This window comes from Amycolatopsis azurea DSM 43854 (assembly GCF_001995215.1).
GTDB classification, from domain to species: Bacteria; Actinomycetota; Actinomycetes; order Mycobacteriales; family Pseudonocardiaceae; genus Amycolatopsis; species Amycolatopsis azurea.
Genome location: NZ_MUXN01000038.1, coordinates 1 through 746, shown reverse-complemented (window position 1 = coordinate 746; position 746 = coordinate 1). Strand labels below are relative to the sequence as shown.

General features: G+C 71.2%; 2 pseudogenes. Both read left to right on the top strand.

Annotated features, from left to right (window positions below):
• Positions 1–584, top strand: a pseudogene (locus B0293_RS44580) (serine hydroxymethyltransferase); the annotation flags it as partial.
• Positions 581–746 (top strand): annotated as a pseudogene (locus B0293_RS41520) (lipoyl synthase); the annotation flags it as partial. The pseudogenes B0293_RS44580 and B0293_RS41520, both read left to right, overlap by 4 nt.

Genomic DNA, 746 nt, shown 5'->3' with positions numbered 1-746 from the left:
CCCTCGGCGGCCCGCGCGGCGGCATCATCCTGTCCCGCCAGGAACTCGCCAAGAAGATCAACTCGGCGGTGTTCCCCGGCCAGCAGGGCGGACCGCTGGAGCACGTCATCGCCGCCAAGGCCGTCGCGCTCAAGATCGCCGCGAGCGAGGAGTTCCGCGAGCGCCAGCAGCGCGTGCTCGAAGGCGCGAAGATCCTGGCCGACCGCCTTTCGCGCACGGACTGCGCCGAGGCGGGCGTCCGCGTGCTGACCGGCGGCACCGACGTGCACCTGGTGCTCGTCGACCTGGTCAACTCCACTTTGGACGGTCAGCAGGCCGAGGACCGGCTGCACTCGGTCGGCATCACGGTCAACCGCAACGCCGTCCCGTTCGACCCGCGGCCGCCGATGGTCACCTCCGGCCTGCGCATCGGCACCCCGGCGCTGGCGACCCGCGGCTTCGGCGCCGAGGACTTCGCCGAGGTCGCCGACATCATCGCCGAGGCGCTGCGCCCGGACTTCGACGAGGCCCTGCGCCAGTCGCTGTCCGGCCGGGTCGAACTGCTGGCCAAGAAGCACCCGCTGTACGCGGACCTCAACCGATGAGCGCGCTCCCCGAGGGGCGCAAACTTCTCCGGCTCGAGGTCCGCAACGCGCAGACCCCGATCGAGAAGAAGCCGCCGTGGATCAAGACCCGCGCGCGGATGGGCCCCGAGTTCACCGAGCTCAAGGGCCTGGTCAAGCGGGAAGGCCTCCACACCGTGTGTG